Source organism: Cellulomonas olei (genome assembly GCF_039548315.1).
GTDB lineage: Bacteria > Actinomycetota > Actinomycetes > Actinomycetales > Cellulomonadaceae > Cellulomonas.
This window is the reverse complement of record NZ_JBCLVN010000022.1, coordinates 77,413-97,726: the sequence shown is the minus strand read 5'-3', so window position 1 is coordinate 97,726 and position 20,314 is coordinate 77,413. Positions and strand designations below refer to the sequence as shown.

20 protein-coding genes are annotated in these 20,314 nt (G+C 76.7%); 7 read left to right on the top strand and 13 right to left on the bottom strand.

All coding sequences use genetic code 11. The annotated features are described in order from the left end of the window. Positions 1-1,378: sugar ABC transporter ATP-binding protein (locus AAHH18_RS08860; RefSeq protein WP_343301360.1), on the bottom strand; the 1,378-nt coding region annotated here is incomplete at its 3' end. Between the two features lie 115 nt (positions 1,379-1,493). Between AAHH18_RS08860 and AAHH18_RS08855 the strand changes: the two genes are divergently transcribed. Then, positions 1,494-2,687, top strand: coding sequence for an ROK family transcriptional regulator (locus tag AAHH18_RS08855; protein ID WP_343301359.1), 1,194 nt, complete (start codon positions 1,494-1,496; stop codon positions 2,685-2,687). 33 nt (positions 2,688-2,720) lie between these two features. Here AAHH18_RS08855 and AAHH18_RS08850 read toward each other — a convergent pair whose 3' ends face one another. Genes AAHH18_RS08850 through AAHH18_RS08835 form a run of 4 tightly spaced genes read right to left on the bottom strand, consistent with a single transcriptional unit; the run spans position 2,721 to position 6,966 of the window. Continuing rightward, positions 2,721-3,632, bottom strand: a complete 912-nt coding sequence (locus AAHH18_RS08850; protein WP_459349105.1) for a 3-methyladenine DNA glycosylase — start codon at positions 3,630-3,632, stop codon at positions 2,721-2,723. Beyond that, positions 3,629-4,600, bottom strand: coding sequence for a DMT family transporter (locus AAHH18_RS08845; RefSeq protein ID WP_343301358.1), 972 nt, complete (start codon positions 4,598-4,600; stop codon positions 3,629-3,631). The genes AAHH18_RS08850 and AAHH18_RS08845 overlap by 4 nt, the downstream gene beginning before the upstream one ends. Then, the gene (locus tag AAHH18_RS08840; protein WP_343301357.1) at positions 4,597-5,211 is read right to left on the bottom strand and encodes a TetR/AcrR family transcriptional regulator; all 615 of its coding nucleotides are present in this window, start codon (positions 5,209-5,211) and stop codon (positions 4,597-4,599) included. Before AAHH18_RS08840 ends, AAHH18_RS08845 begins: the two co-directional genes overlap by 4 nt. A gap of 60 nt (positions 5,212-5,271) precedes the next feature. Further along, entirely contained in the window at positions 5,272-6,966 is a 1,695-nt protein-coding gene (locus tag AAHH18_RS08835) for a bifunctional 3'-5' exonuclease/DNA polymerase (RefSeq protein WP_459349104.1), read from the bottom strand. A 50-nt stretch (positions 6,967-7,016) separates the two neighbouring features. Here AAHH18_RS08835 and AAHH18_RS08830 point away from each other — a divergent pair, with 50 nt between their 5' ends. Next, positions 7,017-7,880 (top strand): PAC2 family protein, encoded by an 864-nt coding sequence (locus AAHH18_RS08830; RefSeq protein WP_283320499.1) that lies wholly within the window; start codon positions 7,017-7,019, stop codon positions 7,878-7,880. 27 nt (positions 7,881-7,907) lie between these two features. On the opposite strand, the gene mshC is transcribed toward AAHH18_RS08830, so the two are convergent. Next, positions 7,908-9,161 (bottom strand): cysteine--1-D-myo-inosityl 2-amino-2-deoxy-alpha-D-glucopyranoside ligase, encoded by a 1,254-nt coding sequence (gene mshC, locus AAHH18_RS08825; protein WP_343301355.1) that lies wholly within the window; start codon positions 9,159-9,161, stop codon positions 7,908-7,910. Between the two features lie 128 nt (positions 9,162-9,289). On the opposite strand from mshC, the gene AAHH18_RS08820 reads away from it, so the two are divergent. Together AAHH18_RS08820 and AAHH18_RS08815 are read left to right on the top strand one after the other, a co-directional pair. Further along, positions 9,290-10,270, top strand: coding sequence for a CorA family divalent cation transporter (locus AAHH18_RS08820; RefSeq protein ID WP_283320501.1), 981 nt, complete (start codon positions 9,290-9,292; stop codon positions 10,268-10,270). Between the two features lie 56 nt (positions 10,271-10,326). After that, entirely contained in the window at positions 10,327-10,518 is a 192-nt protein-coding gene (locus AAHH18_RS08815) for a hypothetical protein (RefSeq protein WP_343301354.1), read from the top strand. On the opposite strand, the gene AAHH18_RS08810 is transcribed toward AAHH18_RS08815, so the two are convergent. Then, a complete protein-coding gene (locus AAHH18_RS08810; RefSeq protein ID WP_343301353.1) occupies positions 10,484-11,365 on the bottom strand; it encodes an undecaprenyl-diphosphate phosphatase in 882 nt (293 codons plus the stop codon). The two genes, AAHH18_RS08815 and AAHH18_RS08810, sit on opposite strands and share 35 nt — an antisense overlap. Positions 11,366-11,447: 82 nt before the next feature. Between AAHH18_RS08810 and AAHH18_RS08805 the strand changes: the two genes are divergently transcribed. Beyond that, complete coding sequence (locus tag AAHH18_RS08805) at positions 11,448-12,410, top strand: aldo/keto reductase (protein ID WP_283320504.1); 963 nt, start codon at positions 11,448-11,450, stop codon at positions 12,408-12,410. A 45-nt stretch (positions 12,411-12,455) separates the two neighbouring features. Here AAHH18_RS08805 and AAHH18_RS08800 read toward each other — a convergent pair whose 3' ends face one another. Then, on the bottom strand, positions 12,456-12,770 hold the full coding sequence (locus AAHH18_RS08800) for a primosomal protein (RefSeq protein ID WP_283320505.1): 315 nt from the start codon (positions 12,768-12,770) through the stop codon (positions 12,456-12,458). Positions 12,771-12,833: 63 nt separating this feature from the next. On the opposite strand from AAHH18_RS08800, the gene AAHH18_RS08795 reads away from it, so the two are divergent. Then, the gene (locus AAHH18_RS08795; RefSeq protein ID WP_222172403.1) at positions 12,834-13,082 is read left to right on the top strand and encodes a DUF5703 family protein; all 249 of its coding nucleotides are present in this window, start codon (positions 12,834-12,836) and stop codon (positions 13,080-13,082) included. Between the two features lie 27 nt (positions 13,083-13,109). Here the strand turns inward: AAHH18_RS08795 and AAHH18_RS08790 are convergent, their stop codons facing one another. The 4 genes from AAHH18_RS08790 to ald all read right to left on the bottom strand — a co-directional run bounded on the left by AAHH18_RS08790 (position 13,110) and on the right by ald (position 18,647). Further along, entirely contained in the window at positions 13,110-14,459 is a 1,350-nt protein-coding gene (locus AAHH18_RS08790; protein WP_343301352.1) for a M20/M25/M40 family metallo-hydrolase, read from the bottom strand. A 207-nt stretch (positions 14,460-14,666) separates the two neighbouring features. Further along, entirely contained in the window at positions 14,667-16,742 is a 2,076-nt protein-coding gene (locus tag AAHH18_RS08785; RefSeq protein WP_343301351.1) for a M3 family metallopeptidase, read from the bottom strand. 108 nt (positions 16,743-16,850) lie between these two features. Continuing rightward, positions 16,851-17,408, bottom strand: a complete 558-nt coding sequence (locus AAHH18_RS08780) for a GNAT family N-acetyltransferase (protein ID WP_343301350.1) — start codon at positions 17,406-17,408, stop codon at positions 16,851-16,853. A 126-nt stretch (positions 17,409-17,534) separates the two neighbouring features. Then, positions 17,535-18,647, bottom strand: a complete 1,113-nt coding sequence (gene ald, locus AAHH18_RS08775) for an alanine dehydrogenase (RefSeq protein ID WP_283320509.1) — start codon at positions 18,645-18,647, stop codon at positions 17,535-17,537. A gap of 122 nt (positions 18,648-18,769) precedes the next feature. Between ald and AAHH18_RS08770 the strand changes: the two genes are divergently transcribed. Next, on the top strand, positions 18,770-19,276 hold the full coding sequence (locus AAHH18_RS08770; protein WP_283320510.1) for an Lrp/AsnC family transcriptional regulator: 507 nt from the start codon (positions 18,770-18,772) through the stop codon (positions 19,274-19,276). Between the two features lie 21 nt (positions 19,277-19,297). Here the strand turns inward: AAHH18_RS08770 and AAHH18_RS08765 are convergent, their stop codons facing one another. Then, positions 19,298-20,287, bottom strand: a complete 990-nt coding sequence (locus AAHH18_RS08765; RefSeq protein ID WP_343301349.1) for an aminoglycoside phosphotransferase family protein — start codon at positions 20,285-20,287, stop codon at positions 19,298-19,300. Positions 20,288-20,314 lie beyond the last annotated feature (27 nt).

Genomic DNA, 20,314 nt, shown 5'->3' with positions numbered 1-20,314 from the left:
CCGCGCCCTCGTCGGCGAGCCGGCGCACGAGGCCGTAGATCTCGGCGCGCGCGCCGACGTCCACCCCGCGGGTCGGCTCGTCGAGCAGCAGCACGCGGCAGCCGTGGACCAGCCAGCGCGCGAGCATCGCCTTCTGCTGGTTGCCGCCGGACAGGGTGCGCATGGCCCGGTCGACGCCGGCGGGACGCAGGTCGAGCGCCTCGGCCTGCTCCCGGGCCGCCGCCCGCTCGGCGCGCTCGTCGAGCAGGCCGCCGCGCGCGAACCGCCCGAAGGTCGAGAGCGTGATGTTCCGGTAGACGGGCTCGTCCAGCAGCAGGCCCTGGGCCTTGCGCTCCTCGGGGGCCAGCCCGACGCCGGCGGCCACCGCGGCCGGGACCGCCCCGGGGCGCAGCCGGCGGCCGGCGACCTCGACGCTCCCGGCCGTCGCCCGGCGCGCCCCGTACACGGTCTCCAGGATCTCCGACCGGCCCGACCCCACCAGGCCCGCGAGCCCGAGGATCTCCCCGGCGCGGACCTGGAAGGTCACGTCCTCGAACGCCCCCCGCAGCGCGAGCCCCTGCACGTCGAGCACCACGGGTGCGTCGGGCGCGACCCCGGGCGCGGGCGGGAACGCGTACTCGACCGCCCGGCCGGTCATGAGGCGGATGAGGTCCCGGGTGGGCGTCTCGCGCGCCGGCAGGTCGCGGGCGACCGTCCGGCCGTCCTTGAGCACCGTGATCCGGTCGCCGATCGCGCGGATCTCCTCCATGCGGTGCGAGATGTAGACGATGGCCACGCCGGACGCCGTGAGCTCGCGCACCACCCGGAACAGGTTCTGCACCTCGTCGGAGTCGAGCACCGCGGACGGCTCGTCCATCACGATGACCCGGGCGTCGTGCGACAGGGCCCGCGCCATGGAGACGACCTGCTGGGCGGCGGCGGGCAGCGAGCCGACCTCCTGCCCGGGCGAGATCTCCGGGTGGCCGAGCCGGGCGAGCAGCTCGCGGGTGCGGCGGCGGGCGTCGCGCCGCCGGGAGACGCCGGCGGTCGCGAGCTCGTGGCCGAGGTACACGTTCTCGGCGACGGTGAGGCCGCCGACGACGTCGAGCTCCTGGTACATCGTCGCGATGCCGAGCCGCAGGGCGGCCACGGGGTGCGGGATCGTGACGACCTGCCCGTCGACGAGGACCTCGCCCTCGGTGGGCTGGTGGGCGCCGGCCAGCACCTTGATGAGCGTCGACTTGCCGGCACCGTTCTGCCCGAGCAGGCAGTGCACCTCCCCCGGCAGCACGTCGAGGTCGACGCCGTCCAGGGCCCGGGCTCCGGGGAACTGCTTGACGATGCCGCGCATCCGCAGCAGCGGCTGCGGGTCCTCCCGCGGGGGGTCCTCGTTGACCATGGGGCGAACGTAGGCCCACTTTTGACGCCCGTCAATCATAAGTAGGATGCCGGTCGTCGGAGTTACCGAACCGTGACGCGCAGAAGTGGGCCGGGTTCGTGGTTCACTAAGCGCCATGCAGGACGTCGTGAGGCTCCCCCAGCGGCACACGGGCGCGGGCGATCTGTTCCAGCTGCTCCGCGACGGGGCGCCGCGCACCCGCGCCGACCTCGCCGCCGCGACCGGCCAGGCGCGCTCCACCGTCACGACCCGGGTCGACCAGCTGCTGGCCGCCGGGCTCATCGCGCCGGCCGGGGAGGCGTCGTCCACCGGCGGGCGGCCGCCGACCACCTTCGCGTTCCGGCCGAGCGCCCGGGTGGTGCTCGCCGTCGACCTCGGTGCCACCCACGCCCGCATGGCCGTCACCGACCTGGCCTCCACCGTGCTGGCCGAGGCGGAGGCGCCGCTGCCCATCGCCGACGGCCCGGACGTCGTGCTCGGCTGGGTCGTGGAGCACGGGCGCGCGCTGCTCGCGCAGGCCGGCCGGGAGCCCGACGACCTCGTGTCCGTCGGCGTGGGCCTGCCCGGGCCCGTCGAGCACTCCACCGGCCGGCCCATCAACCCGCCGATCATGCCCGCCTGGGACGACGTCGACGTGCCCGGCATCCTCGCGGCGCAGCTCGGGGCGCAGGTGCTGGTCGACAACGACGTGAACCTCATGGCCCTCGGCGAGCACCGCTCCGCGTGGCCGGACGTCGACGACATGCTGTTCGTCAAGGTCGCCACCGGCATCGGCTCCGGGATCATCTCCGACGGCCGGCTGCGCCGCGGCGCGCAGGGGGCCGCGGGCGACATCGGCCACATCGCGGTGCCCGGCGCGGCGGACGTGCCGTGCCGGTGCGGCAACCTCGGCTGCCTCGAGGCGGTCGCCAGCGGGCGGGCGCTCGCCGAGCAGCTCGCCGCCGCCGGGCTGCCCGCGCGCGACGGCGCCGACGTCGTCGCCCTGGTCCGGGCCGGTGACCTCGCCGCGGGACGCGCCGTGCGGCAGGCCGGCCGCGAGATCGGCTCGGTGCTCGCGGCGTGCGTCAGCCTGCTGAACCCGTCGCTGGTGGTCATCGGCGGCGTCGTGGCGGAGGCGGGCGAGCACCTCATCGCCGGCATCCGCGAGGTCGTCTACCAGCGCTCCCTGCCGCTCGCGACGCAGCACCTGCGCATCGTCACGTCGCAGGCGCGGTCGCAGGTCGGCATCCTCGGCGCCTCCGCGATGGCGGTCGACCACGTCCTCGCGCCCGGGGCGGTCGACGCGCTGGTCGAGTCGCGCATCGCCTGACGCGGGGCGCGCCGACCCGGCGCTCCGGGCGGATCAGGCGACGGCCGCCCCCGCCACGGCCGCCAGGGCCGACCGCAGCCCCGCCGCCCGCTCGGCGAAGCCGCGCTGCCGCCGGACGTACTCCGCCTTGCCCTCGGGCGTCTCGATCGCCACGGGCTCCAGCCCGTACGCCGTGACGTCGTACGGGGACGCCTGCATGTCCGTCCGGCGGATCTCCGCGGCGAGCTCGAACGCGTCGAGCAGCAGGGCGCCCGGAACCAGCGGGCCGAGCTTCAGGGCCCACTTGTACAGGTCCATGTTCGCGTGCAGGCACCCGGGCTGCTCGTCGCGCACCTGGGACTCCCGGGTCGGCTGCGTGGCGTTGCGGGGGCGCGCCTCCGGCGTGAAGAACCGGAACGCGTCGAGGTGGGTGCACCGGATGCGGTGCGACTCGACGACCGCGTCCGTCCCGGCGGACCCGAGGCGCAGCGGGAGAGCGTGCCGCCGGTCCGCACCGTCCTGCCGGTAGACCATCGCCCACTCGTGCAGCCCGAAGCAGCCCGTCGCGGCGGGGCGGGCCGCCGTCGCGGACAGCAGCGCGTGCACGTACCGGACCGTGTCGCCGCGGTCGGCGAGGAACGCGTCGAGGTCGAGCGTCACGACGCCGTCGCCGTCCGCGCGGTACCAGCGCCAGCCGGCGTGCGGCGCGGGGCCGTCGACACCGGGGGCCAGCCCGGCACCGGCTCCGGGGTGCCAGCGACGGAGCTGCGCGGGCTTCGCCGGGTAGTACTCGAACAGGAAGTCCTCGACCGCGTGCCGCTCCCCGCGCGCCCGGCGGTCGCGGTGGTCCGCCGTGAGCGCGTCGGCGCGTGCCGCGTGGGCGTCCGCGGCCGCCCGCCAGGCGGCGGCGTCCAGGACCTGCGGCGCGGTCGGCGGCGCGGGGTCGGGCAGGGCGGTGGCGGTCACGTCGTCCAGGGTAGGAGGCCCCGCGACCGCAGGCGCCGCCCGGCCGCGCCGCCGGGGACGGCCGGCACCGTCAGCACCGCGAGGCAGGCCACGACCAGGGCGACCCCGGCCCAGCCGGCGCCGGGCAGCCGCTCACCGACCACGAGCACCGCGAGCACCGCCGCGACGGCGGGCTCGAGCAGGGTGAGCGTGGTCGCCGTGCTGGCCGCGACGTGCGCGAGCCCCCAGCCGAACAGCACGTACCCGGTGAGCATCGGCACGAGGGCCATGTAGACGCCGACCGCGGCGTTCGGCCACGAAGCCACCAGCGGCGCCCCGGTCAGCGCCAGCACCGGAAGCAGCAGGGTCCCGCCCACGCCGAACACGGCACCCATCGACGCCCGCGACGGCACCCCGGCGCGCATCAGCCGGTGCGCGACCCAGGAGTAGAGGGCGTACGTCGCGCCGGCGACCAGGCCGAGCCCCACGCCGGCGGCCGACGCCCCCGCGCCCGGGGCCCCGGGCGACGCACCGGCGGCTCCCACGGCCTCCGCGGCGCAGAGCAGCACCACGCCCGTGAGGCCGACCCCCGCCGCCAGCACCCAGCGCCGGGTCAGCCGCCGCCGGTCCACCACCCGCTCGACGAGCGCCGACGCCAGCGGGGCCGACCCGAGCGACACCACCGTGCCGACGGCAACCCCGGCCAGGCGCATCGACGAGTAGAACGCGAGCGGGTACACGGCCACCGCCAGCCCGCCGAGCAGCACGAGCCGGCGCCGCGCGCGCAGCGCCCCGGCGTGCACGCGCAGCAGCCGGCCGGCCAGCGCGGCCTGCAGCAGCCCGCCGACGCCCATCGCCGCGGCGCCGATCGCCAGCGGGCCGACCTGCGGCGCGAACGTCGCGGCCGTCCCGGTCGTGCCCCACAGCACGGAGGCCGCCAGCACGGCGAGGGACCCGAGCCCCGTGCGCGCGGCGACCGCCCCCGTCACAGACCCGCCAGCAGGTCCGACGCCAGGGCGCGCGCCCGGCCCAGCCGGTGGTCGTCGCCCTCGAGGCCCGCGCGGGCCATCGACCCCTCGAGCAGGAACGCGAGGTGCTCCGCGAGGTCCGCGACGCGCGCCGGGTCGTCCGGGAGCAGCGCGGCGAGGTGGGAGGCGAGGATGCCCTCGACCTCCTCCTTGTGCGCGCGCACGGCCGCCCGCCCCGGGTCGCCGACGGGCAGCTCGGCGGCGGCGTTCAGCAGGCCGCAGCCGCGGAACCCGTGGACGTAGCCCGCGTGCGCGTGGTCGGCGTAGGCGTCGAAGACGGCGAGCACGCCGGCGCGCGGGTCGTCGCCGGCCCGCGCGAGCCGGGCGCGGTACAGGGCGAGCCACTCGGCGTGCCGGGCGACGAGGTAGGCCTCCACGAGCTCGGCCTTGGAGGCGAAGTTGTTGTAGAGGCTCATCTTGGCGACGCCCGCGTCGGCGGTGATCGCGTCGATGCCGGTGGCGGCGATGCCGTCGGCGTAGAACCGGCGCGCAGCCGCCGCCAGCAGCCGGTCCCGCGCCGGGCGTCGCCGGACGCCGGCCGTCGGGCCTGACGCGTGCCCGGTCCCCGTCATCGCCCCGCCTCCGTCCGTCGCGCCGTCGGTAGGTAGATCGGTCTACCCATCGCCGCATCGTCACACGGCGTCGGCATACGTGTCCACCACCGAGACGTCGAGTGCGAACTCCACCGGCGTCGGCCCGAACAGCAGCCGGCCCGCCTCCACCGCGGCCTCCCGGACGATCACGGCGACCTGCTCCGCCACGTCGACGGGCGCGTGCACCATCACCTCGTCGTGCAGGAAGAACACCAGGTGCGGCCGGCCGGGCAGCTCGCGCAGCCGGCGCCGCAGCTCCGCCATCCAGCACAGCGCCCACTCCGCCGCCGTCCCCTGCACGACGAAGTTCCGCGTGAAGCGGCCCCAGTCGCGCGCACGCCGGCGGACCTCGCGGACGTCCTCCGGCGCCGCACCCTCCGCCGAGGCCGCCTGCCGCGCCGCCAGCCACGCGGCCGGCGGGCGCGGCGAGGACCTGCCGAGCCACGTCGTCACCTGCTCGCCGCGCTCCCCCGCCCGTGCGGCCTCCTCGACCAGCGCGACGGCCCGCGGGTAGGCGCGCGCGAGCTGCGGCATGAGCACGGCGCTCGCGCCGGTGGTCGCGCCGTAGATGGCCCCGAGCATCGCGTACTTGGCCTGCTGCCGGTCCGCGACCGTGCCCGCCTCGACCACGCCCACGTACAGGTCCGCGTGCCGGCCGGCGGCCGCCATCGCCTCGTCGCCCGACATCGCCGCCAGCACCCGCGGCTCGAGCTGCGCGGCGTCGGCCACGACCAGGCGCCAGCCCGGGTCGGAGCGCACGGCCGCCCGGATGCCCGCCGGCAGCTGGAGCGCGCCGCCGCCGCTGCTCGCCCACCGCCCGGTCACCACGCCGGCGGGCACGTAGTCGGGGCGGAACCGGCCGTCGCGCGCCCAGCGGTCCATCCACGCCCAGCCGTTCGCGGACAGCAGCCGGGCGAGCTTCTTGTACTCCAGCAGCGGCTCGCGCACGGGGTGGTCCTGCGCGCGGATCTCGGAGGTCCGCGTCGACTCGACGTCCAGCCCGGCCGCGCGCAGCGCCCGCAGCAGCTCGGGCTGGGAGTCCGGGTTGAGGCCGGGACGGTCCAGCGCCGCGGCGACCTGCCCGGCGAGCTCCGCCAGCCGCGCCGGGCGCTCGCCGTCGCGCGGCCGGGGTCCGAGCAGCTGCGTCAGCAGGGCGTCGTGCACGTCCGCGCGGAACGGGAGCCCGTCGTGCCGCATCTCCGCCGCGATGAGCGCCCCCGCCGACTCGGCCGCGAGCAGCAGCCGCAGCCGGCCGTCGTCCCCGCACTCCTGCAGCGCGCGGAGCTGCCGGCCGAGCTCGCCCGGCACGTCCGGCGCGTCGGCGGGCTCCGGTCCGGGCAGGTCGTCGAACAGGCTGGGCTCCGCGGCGTCCTGCTGCTCGGCCACCGGCGCGGCGCGGTCCCACGGGCCGTCCGGCTCCGCGGCGAACGCCGTCCCCGCGCAGCGGGTGCTGCGGCGCAGGACGACGTGGCACAGGCGCAGGTCGTGCGCCCGCTCCACGCGCACCCCGGCGGCGAGCAGCGCCGGGTACCAGTGCTCCGTGTCGTCCCACACCCACCGCGGGCGGGTCCGCTCCCGGTCCGCCACCGCGGCCGGCAGGTCCGGTCCGGCGACCCGCTCCGGGGGGCCCGCCTCCCCCGCGACCGCCTCGGTGGCGCCGGCGACCTCCCGCAGCACGGCGCCACCGGGCCGGTCGGGGTCGGCGGCGACGAGGACGAACGGCACGCCGTCCATTCTCGCTGCACGGTCCGACACCCGGGCCGTGCACGTCCTACGCTGGCACGATGACCGAGCAGGCGAGCGGCCCCGCGGGGCTCCCTGAGCAGGAGACGATCCTCCTGGCGGCCTTCGAGGGCTGGAACGACGCGGGCTCCGCTGCGAGCCAGGCGCTCGAGCACCTGCACGAGGTGTGGGGCGCGGAGCAGGTCGACGAGCTGGACCCGGAGGAGTACCACGACTTCCAGGTCAACCGCCCCGTGATCGCCGCGGGCGCGGACGGCCGCCGCGAGATCACCTGGCCGAGCACCGCGGTCGCCGTCGCCACGGCCCCGCGGTCCCGGCGCCAGATCGTGCTCGTCCACGGCATCGAGCCCTCGATGCGGTGGCGGCGCTACTGCGGCGAGCTGCTGGACATCGCCCAGGGGCTGCGCGCGACCACCGTCGTCACGCTGGGCGCGCTGCTGGCGGACGTCCCGCACACCCGTCCCATCCCGGTGACCGCCACCAGCGAGGAGCCGGGGGTCCGGGACGCGCTCGGCCTCGAGGCGAACTCGTACGAGGGCCCGACGGGCATCGTCGGCGTCCTGCAGCACGAGGCCGCCGCGCGCGGGCTGCGCACCGTGTCGCTGTGGGCGGCCGTGCCGCACTACGTCGCGCACCCGCCGTCGCCCAAGGCCACGCTCGCGCTGCTGCACCGCATCGAGGCGCTCACCGGCGAGGCGGTGCCGCTGGGCGACCTGCCGGAGGACGCCGCCGCGTGGCAGGCGGGCGTCGACGAGCTCGCGGACGAGGACACGGAGATCGCCGAGTACGTCCGCCAGCTCGAGGAGGCCAAGGACACCGCGGAGCTCCCCGAGGCGAGCGGCGAGGCGATCGCCCAGGAGTTCGAGCGCTACCTGCGGCGCCGCGACAAGGGCATCGGCGGCTGAGCCCGACCGCCCGCGGCGCCGCCGGGGCTAGAGCCGCACGCCCAGCAGAGCGTTGACGGCGCGGGCGACCACGCCCGGCGCCCCCTGCTCGTCCTCGGCGCCCGCGAGCGAGGCGTCCGCCCACGCGTCGACGGCCCGCAGCGCCCGCGGCGCGTCCAGGTCGTCCGCCACCGCGGCACGCACCTCGGCGAGGGTGGCGTCGGCGGACGGGCCGCCGTTGCCCGACACCGCGGCGCGCCACCGCTCCAGGCGCGCCTGCGCGGAGACCAGCACGTCGTCGGTCCACTCCCAGTCGGCGGCGTAGTGGTGGTCGAGGATCGCCAGCCGCACCGCCATCGCGTCCACACCCCGGGCGCGCAGCTCGGAGACCAGCACGAGGTTGCCCAGCGACTTGCTCATCTTCTCGCCGTGCAGGCCGACCATCCCGGTGTGCACGTGCGTCCGCGCGCCGTGGCCGGCGTCGACCAGCCGGGCGTGGGACGTGCTCATCTCGTGGTGCGGGAACCGCAGGTCGGACCCACCGCCCTGCACGTCGAACGGCAGGCCCAGCCCGTCGCGCGCGATCACCGCGCACTCGATGTGCCAGCCCGGGCGCCCGCGTCCCAGGTCGCCGCCGTCCCAGCAGGGTTCGCCCGGGCGCGCCGCCCGCCACAGCAGCGGGTCGAGGGGGTCGCGCTTGCCCGGACGGTCGGGGTCGCCGCCCCGCTCGCCGAACAGCGTGAGCATCGTGGCCCGGTCCAGCCGTGCGACCTGGCCGAACGCCTGGTCGGCCGACAGGTCGGCGTACACGTCGCCCGCCCCCTCGCCGTGGGCGTCCGGGACCCCGACGACGTACGCCGCGCCCGACGCCACCAGCGCGTCCACGGCCGCCACCACGTCCGGCACGGCCTCGACGGCGCCCGTGTACACGTCCGGGGGCACGACGCCCAGCGCGGTCATGTCCTCCAGGTACAGCGCGGTCTGGTCCGCCGCGAGCTCCCGCCAGTCGACCCCCGTCGCCTCGGCGCGTTCCAGCAGCGGGTCGTCCACGTCCGTCACGTTCGACGCGTAGCGCACGCGCTTGCCCTCGTCGAGCCACCCCCGCACCAGCAGGTCGAACGCCACGTACGTGGCCGCGTGCCCCAGGTGGGTCGCGTCGTAGGGCGTGATGCCGCACACGTACAGCGTCGCGTCGGCACCGGGAGCCGCGACGACGAGCTCGCCGCTGGAGGTGTCGCGCACGCGCACGGGCCCTCCCTGGCCGGGGAGCTGCGGGATCTGCGGGGCGGGCCAGGTGAGCACGGCGTCGAGCGTAGTCGGCGCCCCGGGGTGCTGCCGCCCGCGTCCGGGGCCGCGCGGCCGGGTGACCGCGGCCCCCGGGGCGGCGCGTCGCCGGGCGCGCGCGGGCGGACGCCGGGACAATCCGCCGCATGGAGCATGCGTGGGTCCACGGCGACGACGGCTGGACGGCGACACCGCCGGACGGGCTGCTGGCGCTGCTGGCGGCCGCCGACCCGCCGGCCGCCTGGGTGCACGTGGACTCGGTGGGCGGTCTCGCGGACGCCGCGCGGCAGGCGGGCGTCCCGGACTCGGTGATCCGGCGGTCGGTGGACGGCGGCGGCCCGCGGGACCCGCACCACCCGCAGCTGCGGCGGCTGCCCGGCGGTGGCCGGTTCCTCGTGAGCCCGACGCTCACGTACGACGCCCGGACCCGTGACGTGCGGACGGGCACCTGGGCGGCCCTGGTGGTCGACGACGTGACGATCACCGCGGAGGAGGGCCCCGGCGGCCTGCTCTCCGACGTGCTCGAGCACCTCGCCGACCCGGACCGGCTGCCGCAGGACGTCCCCAGCCACGTGTTCGCGGCGGTGCTGATGTCGCTCGTGCGCCGCGCCGGCGACGTCGAGTCGGGCGTGGGCGAGGCCGTGGCGGACGTCGAGCAGATCGTCTTCACGCCCGCCGCGGTCGACCCGGCCGAGGTGGTGTACGACCTCAAGCGCGAGATCGCCGAGGCACGCCGCGCCCTGGTCCCGCTGCTCGCGGCGTTCCCCGAGCTGGTCGCCGAGCAGGAGGACAGCCGCCGCGAGACCCGCACCATGCGGTGGATGCGCCGGCTCGACACCGCGCTCGGCAAGGTCGACCGGCACCTGGACAGCCACGACCGGCTGCTCGGCGACATGCTGAACGTGCACCTGTCGCAGGTCTCCGTCCGGCAGAACGAGGACATGCGCAAGATCTCGGCCTGGGCCGCGATCATCGCCGTCCCGACGCTGATCGCCGGCATCTACGGCATGAACTTCGACCACATGCCGGAGCTGCACTGGCTCGCCGGCTACCCGCTCTCGGTGCTGCTCATGGCCGGCGCGGCGTTCGTGCTCTACCGGCTGTTCAAGCGCTCCGGCTGGCTGTGAGCCGGCGCGCGGCTACCCTGGCACACCCTCACGCCCCCGCCGGAAGCGAGCCGACCGTGCCCCGTCCCGTCCCCTGGCTGCTGGTCGTCGCCGCGGCCCTCGTGGTCGTCGCGCTGACGCCGGCCGGGCGCGGCGCGGCGGCGGTGCTGTGGGCCGGTGCCCTGGTCGCCCTGCTGGTCGCGCTCGTGCTCGAGGTGCGGGGCTGGCGCCGCGTCAGGCGCCGGCGAGCGGGTCGAGCACCCCGGTGACGAGCAGCAGCGCCACGACCACGGCCAGGCCGATCCGGTAGACCACGAACGGCCGGTACGAGTACGTCGACACGATCTTCAGGAACCCGATGATCACGACGTAGCCGACCACGAACGCCACGAGCGTCGCGACGATCGTCACGCCGAGCCCGGGGGTCCCGGGGGTGCCGAAGTCCCCCACGCTCGACGCGGCCTGGTACAGCCCGGAACCGAGCACCGCGGGGATCGCCAGCAGGAACGAGTACCGGGCGGCGGCCTCGCGGGTGTAGCCGAGCAGCAGGCCCGCGGTGATGGTGCCGCCGGACCGGGACACGCCCGGCACGAGGGCCATCGCCTGCGCCAGGCCGAACCACACGGCGTGCCGCGGCGTCAGTCCGGTGAGCGGCCGGCTGCGACGCCCCCGCCGGTCCGCCCAGTCCAGCACGAGGGCGAACCCGGCCAGCGTCAGGACGATCAGCCACAGGTTGCGGAACGGCTTCTCGATCGCGTCCTGGAACAGCAGGCCGAGCACCACGATGGGCACGGAGCCCAGGGCGATGAACCAGGCCATGCGCGCGTCCGGGTCCGCCTCGCCGTCCGCCGGCGCGCCGAGCCGCGACCGCCAGTCCGTCCCGAGGTCGCCGCGCACCGCCCGCCACCAGTGGGTGCAGATCCGCACGATGTCGCGGCGGAAGTACAGCAGCACCGCCGTCTCGGTGCCGATCTGCGTGATCGCCGTGAAGGCCGCGCCCGGGTCGCCGGACCCGATCAGCTCGCCGACGATCCGCAGGTGCGCCGACGACGACACGGGCAGGAACTCCGTGAGTCCCTGCACGAGCCCCAGGACGACCGCCTCGAACACGTTCATGCGACGGTCCCGTTCTCGATGCGCGCAGCCACGAGGCGCCACGATAGCGGCTGGCACCGCGCGCCCCGTTACCCTCGGGCGCATGGAACAGCGCCAGCTCGGACGGACCGGCCTGCGGGTCTCCCACCTCGGCCTCGGGACGCTGACCTGGAGCCGGGACACCGACGCGCAGGACGCCGCCGAGCAGCTCCGCGACTTCGCGGAGGCCGGCGGCACCCTCGTCGACACCTCCGCGTCGTACGCGGACGGCGGCGCGGAGGAGCTGCTGGGGTCGCTGCTCGGCGACGTCGTCGCCCGCGAGGACGTCGTGCTGTGCACCAAGGCCGGGGTGCGCCGGACCCCGGACGGGGGCGTCGTGGACGCGTCCCGGGGCGCCCTGCTCGACACGCTGGACGCCTCGCTGCGCCGCCTGGGCACCGACCACGTGGACCTGTGGCTGGTGCAGACGCCCGACCCGCGCACGCCCCTCGCGGAGACCGTGGGCGCCCTGCGGCGCGCGGTGGACTCGGGGCGGGCCCGCTACGTGGGCCTGTCGAACCACGCCGGCTGGCAGGTCGCCCGCGCGGCGACGCTGCTCGGCGACGACCCGGGGCTCGCCGCCGTCGAGGCCGAGTACTCGCTGCTGCAGCGGGGCATCGAGCGGGAGGTGCTCCCCGCGGCGGCCGACCTGGGCGTCGGCGTCCTCGCGTGGTCGCCGCTCGGCCGCGGGGTCCTCACCGGGAAGTACCGGCGCACGGTCCCCGCCGACTCGCGCGCCGCGTCCCCCCACCTGGCCGGGTTCGTCGAGCCCTACCTCGGGTCGGTCGCCGCCGCCGTCGTCGAGGCCGTCGTCACGGCCGCCGACGGGCTCGGGCGCGCGCCGCTGGAGGTCGCGCTCGCCTGGCTGCGGGTGCGCGCGCAGGTGGCGTCCGCCGTGGTGGGGGCGCGGACGCCCGCGCAGCTGCGCGCGTCGCTCGCCGCCGAGGACGTCGAGCTGCCGCCCGAGATCCTGCGGGCGCTCGACGAGGTCAGCGCACCGGCCCTGGGATACCCCGAGCGCCGCTGAGCACGCCCGGCGTCGGGCGCGCGCCGGGCCGGACGGGACCGGCGGTCAGGAGCCGGGACGGACCGCGTCGTCCTCGTCGTCGTAGCCGTACTCCGGCAGGTCGTCGAGGTCGTCGTCCTCCTCCGCGGCGTCGTCGTCCTCGTCCTCGTCCTCGTCGTCCTCCTCCGCGAGGTAGAACGGCGTGGCCTCGCCGTGCACGGTGCCGAGCGCGTCGTCGTACGCCTCGAACGCGTCCGCGAGCACGTCGTACGCGTCGTCCACGGCCGGGTCGTCCTCGCCCCGCCGGGTCGCCACGGCCGTGTAGTGCGCCTCGAGGGCAGCGATCAGCCGGTCCAGCGCCGCGCGCGGGTCGATAGCCATGCGATGACCGTAGCGCCGCACCAGGCACAATGGCACCCACGACGTCAGCGGAAGGCGGTGCGCATGGCACGCACGGACCAGGGCGCGAAGCGGCCCGACTCCCCCGAGGCGGCACGGCAGTACGAGTACCGCGTCCTCACGATCCCCCGCAGCACGAGCCGCAACGACGCCCGCCGGTTGCTCACCGACGAGGCGGAGTACGGCCGCTGGGAGCTCGCGCGGACGCTGCTCTACTCCGGCGGGGAGCGCAAGGTGTGGCTGCGGCGCCGGATCATCCGGGTCCGGTCGACGCTCGGGGCGTTCGGGGACTGACCCCTCCGGCGGGGCGCCGCGGGGGGCTCAGGCCTCCCGCAGCAGCCCGTCGAGCACCCGGACGCCGAACCGCAGCGAGTCGGCGGGCACGCGCTCGTCGACGCCGTGGAACAGCGCGGTGAAGTCGAGGTCCGCCGGGAGCCGCAGCGGCGCGAAGCCGTAGCCGGTGATGCCGAGGCGGGCCAGCGACTTGTTGTCGGTGCCCGCGGACAGCATGTAGGGCAGCACGACGGCCTCCGGGTCCTGCGCGCGCAGCACGTCCGTCATCGTGTCGACGAGCGCGCCCGTCGCGGGGACCTCCAGGCCGATGTCGAGGTGCTCCGGCTCCACCCGCACGTGCGGGCCGGCGAGCTCGCGCACGGTGGCCAGCACGTCCTCGTGGTCGCCGGGCAGCGGGCGGACGTCGATCGTCGCCGTCGCGCGACCCGGGATGACGTTCGACTTGTAGCCGGCCTGGAGCTGCGTCGGGTTCGCGAGCGTGCGGATGGACGAGCCGACGAACCGGCGGGCCGGGCCGAGCGCCCCGATCAGGCGGTCGATCGCCAGCGGGTCGTCCACGTCCAGCGGCAGGCCCGTCAGGTCGGCCACGCCCTCGAGCAGCGCCAGCACCGTCGGGGTCAGGCGGGCGTCCCACTGGTAGGCGCCGATGCGGGCCACCGCCGCCGCGAGCTCCGTCACCGCGTTGTCCGGGTTCACCGCCGAGCCGTGCCCCGCGGTGCCGTCCGCGACGAGGCGCAGCCACGCGATGCCCTTCTCGGCGGTCTGCAGGAGGTACGCGCGCCGCCCCTGCACGTCCACGGAGAACCCGCCGACCTCCGACACGGCCTCCGTCGCGCCCTCGAACAGCTCGGGGCGGTGGTCGACGGCGTAGCGGGCGCCGAACCGGCCGCCGGCCTCCTCGTCGGCGAACATCGCGACGACCACGTCCCGCGCCGGGCGCCGGCCCTCGCGGGCCATCTGGCGGACGACCGCCAGGATCATCGCGTCCATGCCCTTCATGTCGACGGCGCCGCGGCCCCACACCATGCCGTCGAACTCCTCGCCGGCGAACGGGTCGACCTTCCAGTCCTTCGCCTCCGCCGGCACGACGTCGGTGTGGCCGTGCAGCACCAGCGCCGGGCGCGAGCGGTCCTCGCCCTCCAGCCGCACCACGACGTTCGCCCGGCCGGGCGCCGACTCGAACAGCTCGGGCTCCAGGCCGACCTCGTGCAGCAGCGCCATGACGTGCTCGGCCGCCGCCCGCTCCCCCGGCCCGGAGCCGTCGCCGTAGTTCGACGTGTCGATCCGGATGAGCTCCTGCGCGATCCGCACCACCTCGCCCTCGGCCGCCGAGGTGTCGTGCGGGTCCTGCGGCTGGGGGGCGGGTGCGGAGGTCATGCCGTCCACCGTACCGGCGCGCACCCCCGCCCCGGACGCCCGGTGGCCGCGCCGGATGCCCGGTGGCCGCGCGAGGTCGTCAGATCCGGCCGAGGTCGTCAGGTGGGCGTGACGACCTCGGCCGAACCTGACGACCTCGGAGTGCGTCCGCGGCGGGTGGGGCGGGTGGGCGGGTGGGGGCCGGAGCGGGTGGTGGGTGGGGGTGGGTCAGGAGGGGGTGAGGCCGCGGCGGGTGAGGAGGGGGGTGATGTCGGGGGTGCGGCCGCGGAGGTCGGCGAACGCCTGCATCGGGTCGACGCTGCCGCCGCGGGAGAGGAGCTTCGCCCGGAAGGTGTCGCCGTTCTCCCGCTTCAGGCCGCCGTTCTCCTCGAACCACGTCACCGTGTCGGCGTCCAGGACCTCGGACCAGATGTACGAGTAGTACCCGGCCGAGTACCCGCCGCCGAACACGTGGTTGAAGTACGTGGTCCGGTACCGCGGCGGCACCGGCGCGAACGCCACGCCCGCCGCCTCCAGCGCCGCCGCCTCGAACGGCCCGACCTGCTCGACGTCCGTCGGCACGTCCTGCGGCGCCAGCCGGTACCAGGCCTGGTCCAGCAGGGCCGCGGCCAGGTACTCCGTCGTCGCGAAGCCCTCGCCGTCCTGCCGCGCCGCGATCAGCGTGTCGACCCACTCCTGCGGCATCGGCTCACCGGTCTCGTGGTGCACCGCGTACGCCCGCAGCAGCGACGGCTCCCACGCCCACATCTCGTTGACCTGCGACGGGTACTCCACGAAGTCGCGCGGCACCTCCGTGCCCGACTGCGACGGGTACCGCACCGCCGAGAACAGCCCGTGCAGCGCGTGCCCGAACTCGTGGAACAGCGTGATGACCTCGTCCCAGGTGAGCAGCGTCGGCTGGCCGGCGGGCGGCTTCGGGATGTTGAGGTTGTTCACCACCACCGGCGCCTCGTCGAGCAGCGTCGACTGGTCGACCAGGTTGTTCATCCAGGCCCCGCCGCGCTTGGAGTCGCGCGTCCAGTAGTCGCCGAGGAACAGCCCTAGGCCGGAGCCGTCGGCGTCCGTGACCTCGAACACCCGCACGTCCGGGTGGTAGCCGGCGAGGTCGGGGCGCTCGGTGAACGACAGGCCGTACAGCTCGCGCGCCGCCCGGAACACGCCCTCGTGCAGCACGCGGTCGAGCTCCAGGTACGGGCGCAGCCGGGACTCGTCGAGCGAGCGGCGCTCCTGGCGGACCTGCTCCGCGTAGTACGCCCAGTCCCAGGCCTCCAGGGTCGCGCCGGGCACGTCACGCCGGAGGGCCTCGGTCAGGTCGGCCGCCTCGGCGCGGGCGTTGGCCACGGCGGCCGGCGCCAGGCGCGCGAGCATCTCGGCGACGGCCTCGGGGGTCTTCGCCGTGGCGTCCTCGGCGACGTACGCGGCGTGGTGCGGGTAGCCCAGGAGCTGCGCCCGCTCGGCCCGCAGCCGGGCGAGCGCCAGCAGGGTGGCGCGGGTGTCGTGCTCACCGCCCCGACCGCCGCGGGACACCGACGCGGTGTGCAGCCGCTCGCGCAGGCCGCGGTGGCGCAGCTGGGCGAGCGCGGGCTGCTGCGTCGGCAGCACCAGGTCGATCAGCCAGGCACCGTCGTGGCCCCGGCGGGCGGCGGCCTCGGCGGCGGCCGCGCGGGCGTCCTCCGGCAGGCCGTCCAGCTCGGCCTCGTCGGTCACGAGGACTGCCGAGGCGTTCGTGTCGGCGAGCAGCAGCCGCCCGAACACCGTCTCCAGGCGGGTGATCTCGGCGTTCAGCTCGCGCAGGCGGGCCTGCGCGGAGTCGTCGAGCCGGACGCCGGCGCGCACGAACGCGGTGTGCTGGCGGTGCAGCAGCCAGGCGGTGTCGGGCTCGAGCTCCAGCTCGCCGGACCCGTGGGCGGCGTGCAGCGCCTCGACCCGGGCGAACAGGCGGCGGTCCAGGTGGATCGCGTCGCTGTGCGCGGCGAGCAGCGGGGCGATCTCCTCCTCGAGCTCCTCCAGCGCGGGCGTGGAGTCCGACGACGACTGGTTGAAGAACACGGTCGCCGCGCGGTGCAGCAGCCGCCCGGACCGCTCGAGGGCGGCCAGGGTGTTCTCCACCGTCGGAGGCTCCGACGAGGACGCGATGGCCTCGACCTCGGCCCGCTGCTCCGCCATGCCGGCGAGCAGCGCCGGGCGGAAGTGCTCCACGCGGATGCGGGTGAAGTCGGGCAGGCCGTACGGCAGGGAGGACGGGGCGGCGAACGGGTTGTCGGCGTCGAGCAGGGAGGTCATCCCCTCATCTTGGTGCGCCGACCGGCACGGCGGCGCGCCGGGCCGCCCGGCCGGGCGTGTCGGGCGTCAGGCCGGGCGTGTCGGGCGTCAGGCCGCGCGTGTCGGGCGTCAGGCCGCGCGGGCTCCCGCCGGGCGCGGGTCGTCCCGCAGCAGGGTGCCGACCCACTCGTCGCGGCGCACCCCCCGCTGGACCCCGCCGCCGCGCAGCTCTCCCTCGACGCGGAAGCCGGCCCGCTCGGCGACGCGCCGCGACGGCCCGTTGCCGACGAACGCCCGCCACGACAGGCGCACGAGGCCGAGCCGGCCGAACGCCGCCCCCACCACGAGGTCGACCGAGCGGGACATGAGGCCCTGCCCGCGCCGGTCGGGCGCGAGCCAGTACCCGATCTCGGCGGAGCCCGCGCCCTCCATGACGAGCCCCACCATGCCGACCAGCGTGCCGTCGGCGGCGTCCCGCACCGCCCAGGTGCAGGCGGTGCCCTTCGCCCAGCCGTCGTGCACGTACCCCCCGACGAAGCCCTCGGCGTCCTCGCGCCGGTACGGGCTCGGGACGGTCGTCCACTCCTGGACGTCGGGGTCCTGGCAGATCTCGGCGATGCGGTCGACGTCCTCCGGGCCGGGGGTGCGCAGCAGCACCACGCCGTCGGTCAGCTCGAACGGGTCCATCCGGCCACTCTGCCAGCGACGACGCCGGGCGCGCACCGGGTTTCGGGGTCGCGACGGCCGGCCCGCGCGGCGGCCACGCGGGAGCCCGCGCGGCGACCCCCTGGGCGCCGCGCGGGCCGCGGGGCGTCAGACGACGAGCGCCTGCCCCCGCACCGGCAGCCCGTGCGCCGCGCCGACGCCGGCGTGGTAGAGCTCGCCGGCGTGCGTCGACAGGCCCCCGGCCAGCGCCGGGTCCGCCGCCAGGGCGTCCCGCCACCCGAGGTCGGCCAGCGCCGTCAGGTACGGCAGCGTGGCGTTGGTGAGGGCGCGCGTCGACGTCACGGGCACCGCACCGGGCATGTTCGCGACGCAGTAGAAGACGGCGTCGTGGACCCGGAACGTGGGCTCGTCGTGCGTGGTGGGCCGCGTCGAGGCGAAGCACCCGCCCTGGTCCACGGCGACGTCGACCAGCACGGACCCCGGCCGCATGCCGGCGACCATCTCGTCCGTGACGAGCTTCGGCGCCCGCGCCCCCGGGACGAGGACGGCGCCGACCACGAGGTCCGCGTCGGCGACCGCCTCCTGGACCGCGAGGGCCGACGACGCGAGCGTGCGCACCCGCCCGCCGAAGGCCACGTCGAGCTCGCGCAGCCGCGGCACCGACAGGTCCAGCACCGTGACGTCGGCGCGCATGCCGAGCGCGACCTCCGCGGCGTGCTGGCCGGCCACGCCGCCGCCGATCACCACGACCTTGGCCGGCGCGACGCCCGGCACCCCGCCGAGCAGCCGGCCGGACCCGCCGCCGCTGCGCATCAGGTGGTACGCGCCGACCTGCGGGGCGAGCCGCCCGGCGACCTCGCTCATGGGGGCCAGCAGCGGCAGCGACCCGTCGGGCAGCTGGACCGTCTCGTAGGCGATGGACGTGACACCCGAGGCGAGCAGGGCGTCGGTCTGGGGGCGGTCCGCGGCGAGGTGCAGGTAGGTGAACAGCACCAGGTCCGGACGCAGGTAGCCGTACTCCGAGGCGATCGGCTCCTTGACCTTGCAGACGAGCTCCGAGGACGCCCACAGCTCGGCGGCGGTCGGGACGATGCGGGCCCCGACGGCGACGTAGTCGGCGTCGGCGATCGCCGAGCCGGAGCCGGCGCCGGCCTGCACCAGCACCTCGTGCCCGCGGGCGACGAGCTGGTGCACCCCGGCGGGGGTGATGGCGACGCGGTACTCGTGGTTCTTGATCTCGGCGGGGATACCGACCCTCATGACGACGCCTCCTGGGGCTCGTGCGGCTGCCGCAGGGCCGGTCGGACCTGCGCGGGCACCAGACTGAACTTCGTGGTGTATCGGCCGCGTAACGGCGTGTGTCGCTTCGTTACGCTGCTCCCATGGCCGAACATCCTGCAACCGCTGGTGCGACGTCGGTCACACGACCGAACGATCTTCGCCTCGACGCCGTCGACCGCCGGCTCATCCGCCTGCTGCAGCAGGACGGGCGGATGCCGAACAACGCGCTCGCCGCGGCGGCCGGGATCGCCCCCTCCACGTGCCTGGCCCGGGTGCGCGCCCTGCGGCAGGCCGGGGTGATCCGGGGGTTCCACGCGGACGTCGCCCCGGAGGCGCTCGGGCGAGGGCTGCGCGCGATGGTCGCGGTGCGGATGGCCGCCGGGTCGCGGGCCGCGCTGGAGCCGTTCGCCCGGTCGGTCGCCGCGCGGCCGGAGGTGCTCGACGTCTACTTCCTCGCCGGCGCCGACGACTTCCTGCTCCACGTCGCGGTCCGGGACTCCGACGAGCTGCGGCGGTTCGTGGTCGAGCGGCTCAGCGACCGGCCGGACGTCGCGTCCACGGAGACGTCGCTGGTGTTCGAGCACCTGCGCGGCGCAGTCGGCGCCTGACGCGGGCGCCGTCGGCGTCGCTCAGCCGGTGAGCGCGTCCCGCACGGCCGCCCGGACGCGGGCCCTGTCCTGCAGCGCGCGCACGCGGCGGGCGGACGCGCCGTGAGCCCAGTCCCACCAGACGTGGTCGGTGCCGCGGGCGAGCGCCCACCCCGCGACGGCGGCCGCGTCGAGGCCCGCCCGGTCGGCGACCAGCCGCGTGCGGTCCGTGAGCGCGGCCGCCGGGTCCGACGAGCGCCACGGGTCCCCCACCTGCTCGATGAGCGGCGCCGGGTCGAAGGCCGGGTCGCCGCGCAGCGCCTTCGGGTCCAGCGCCACCCAGCCGTCCGGCCCGCGCAGCAGGTTGCCGGGGTTGAGGTCGCCGTGCAGGGCGACCACCCGCGGCGGTTCCGGGCGGCGCAGCTCCTCCGCGCCCGCCCGCAGCAGGCCCGTGTCCACGCGGACGCCGGCCCCGGCGGCCTCGGTCGCCCGGTGCTCCGCGAGGTCGGCCCACCGGGCGGCGACGTCACGCAGCGCCGGCAGCCCCGCCGGCACGGGTGCCGCGTGCAGCACCCGCAGCACGTCCGCGCCCGCCGCGAGCCGCGCGGCCACCGGCGTGCGGACCGCCCGCATCGGCGTCCCCGGCCGGACGCGCTCCAGCAGCAGCGCCCAGTCGGGCTCGTGGTGCGCGACGAGCCGCACCGCGCCGCCGGCGGCGTGCGCGCCCGGCCCCCCGGCCGCCGCCCGCTGCCACGCGCGCAGCACGGTCGCCTCGTGGCGCGCCTCGTCGTGCGGGAACGACACCTTGAGCACCAGGTCGGCGCCGTCCGGCCCGGTCGCCGGCGCGCACCACGACACGGAGCCCGACGGGAACGGGTCCCCCAGCGTCAGGTCCCAGCGGCGCACCGCGCGGTCGACGAGGCGCGGCAGCCGGGCGAGCCACTGCGCGCCGCCCGGGCTCCGGCCCGCTCCGCCGAGCAGTGCCGCCGGCAGCTCCGGTGCCGGGAGGCCGTCGCCGGCCGGGCGCGTCACACCAGCAGCGGATGCGGCGGCGGCGCC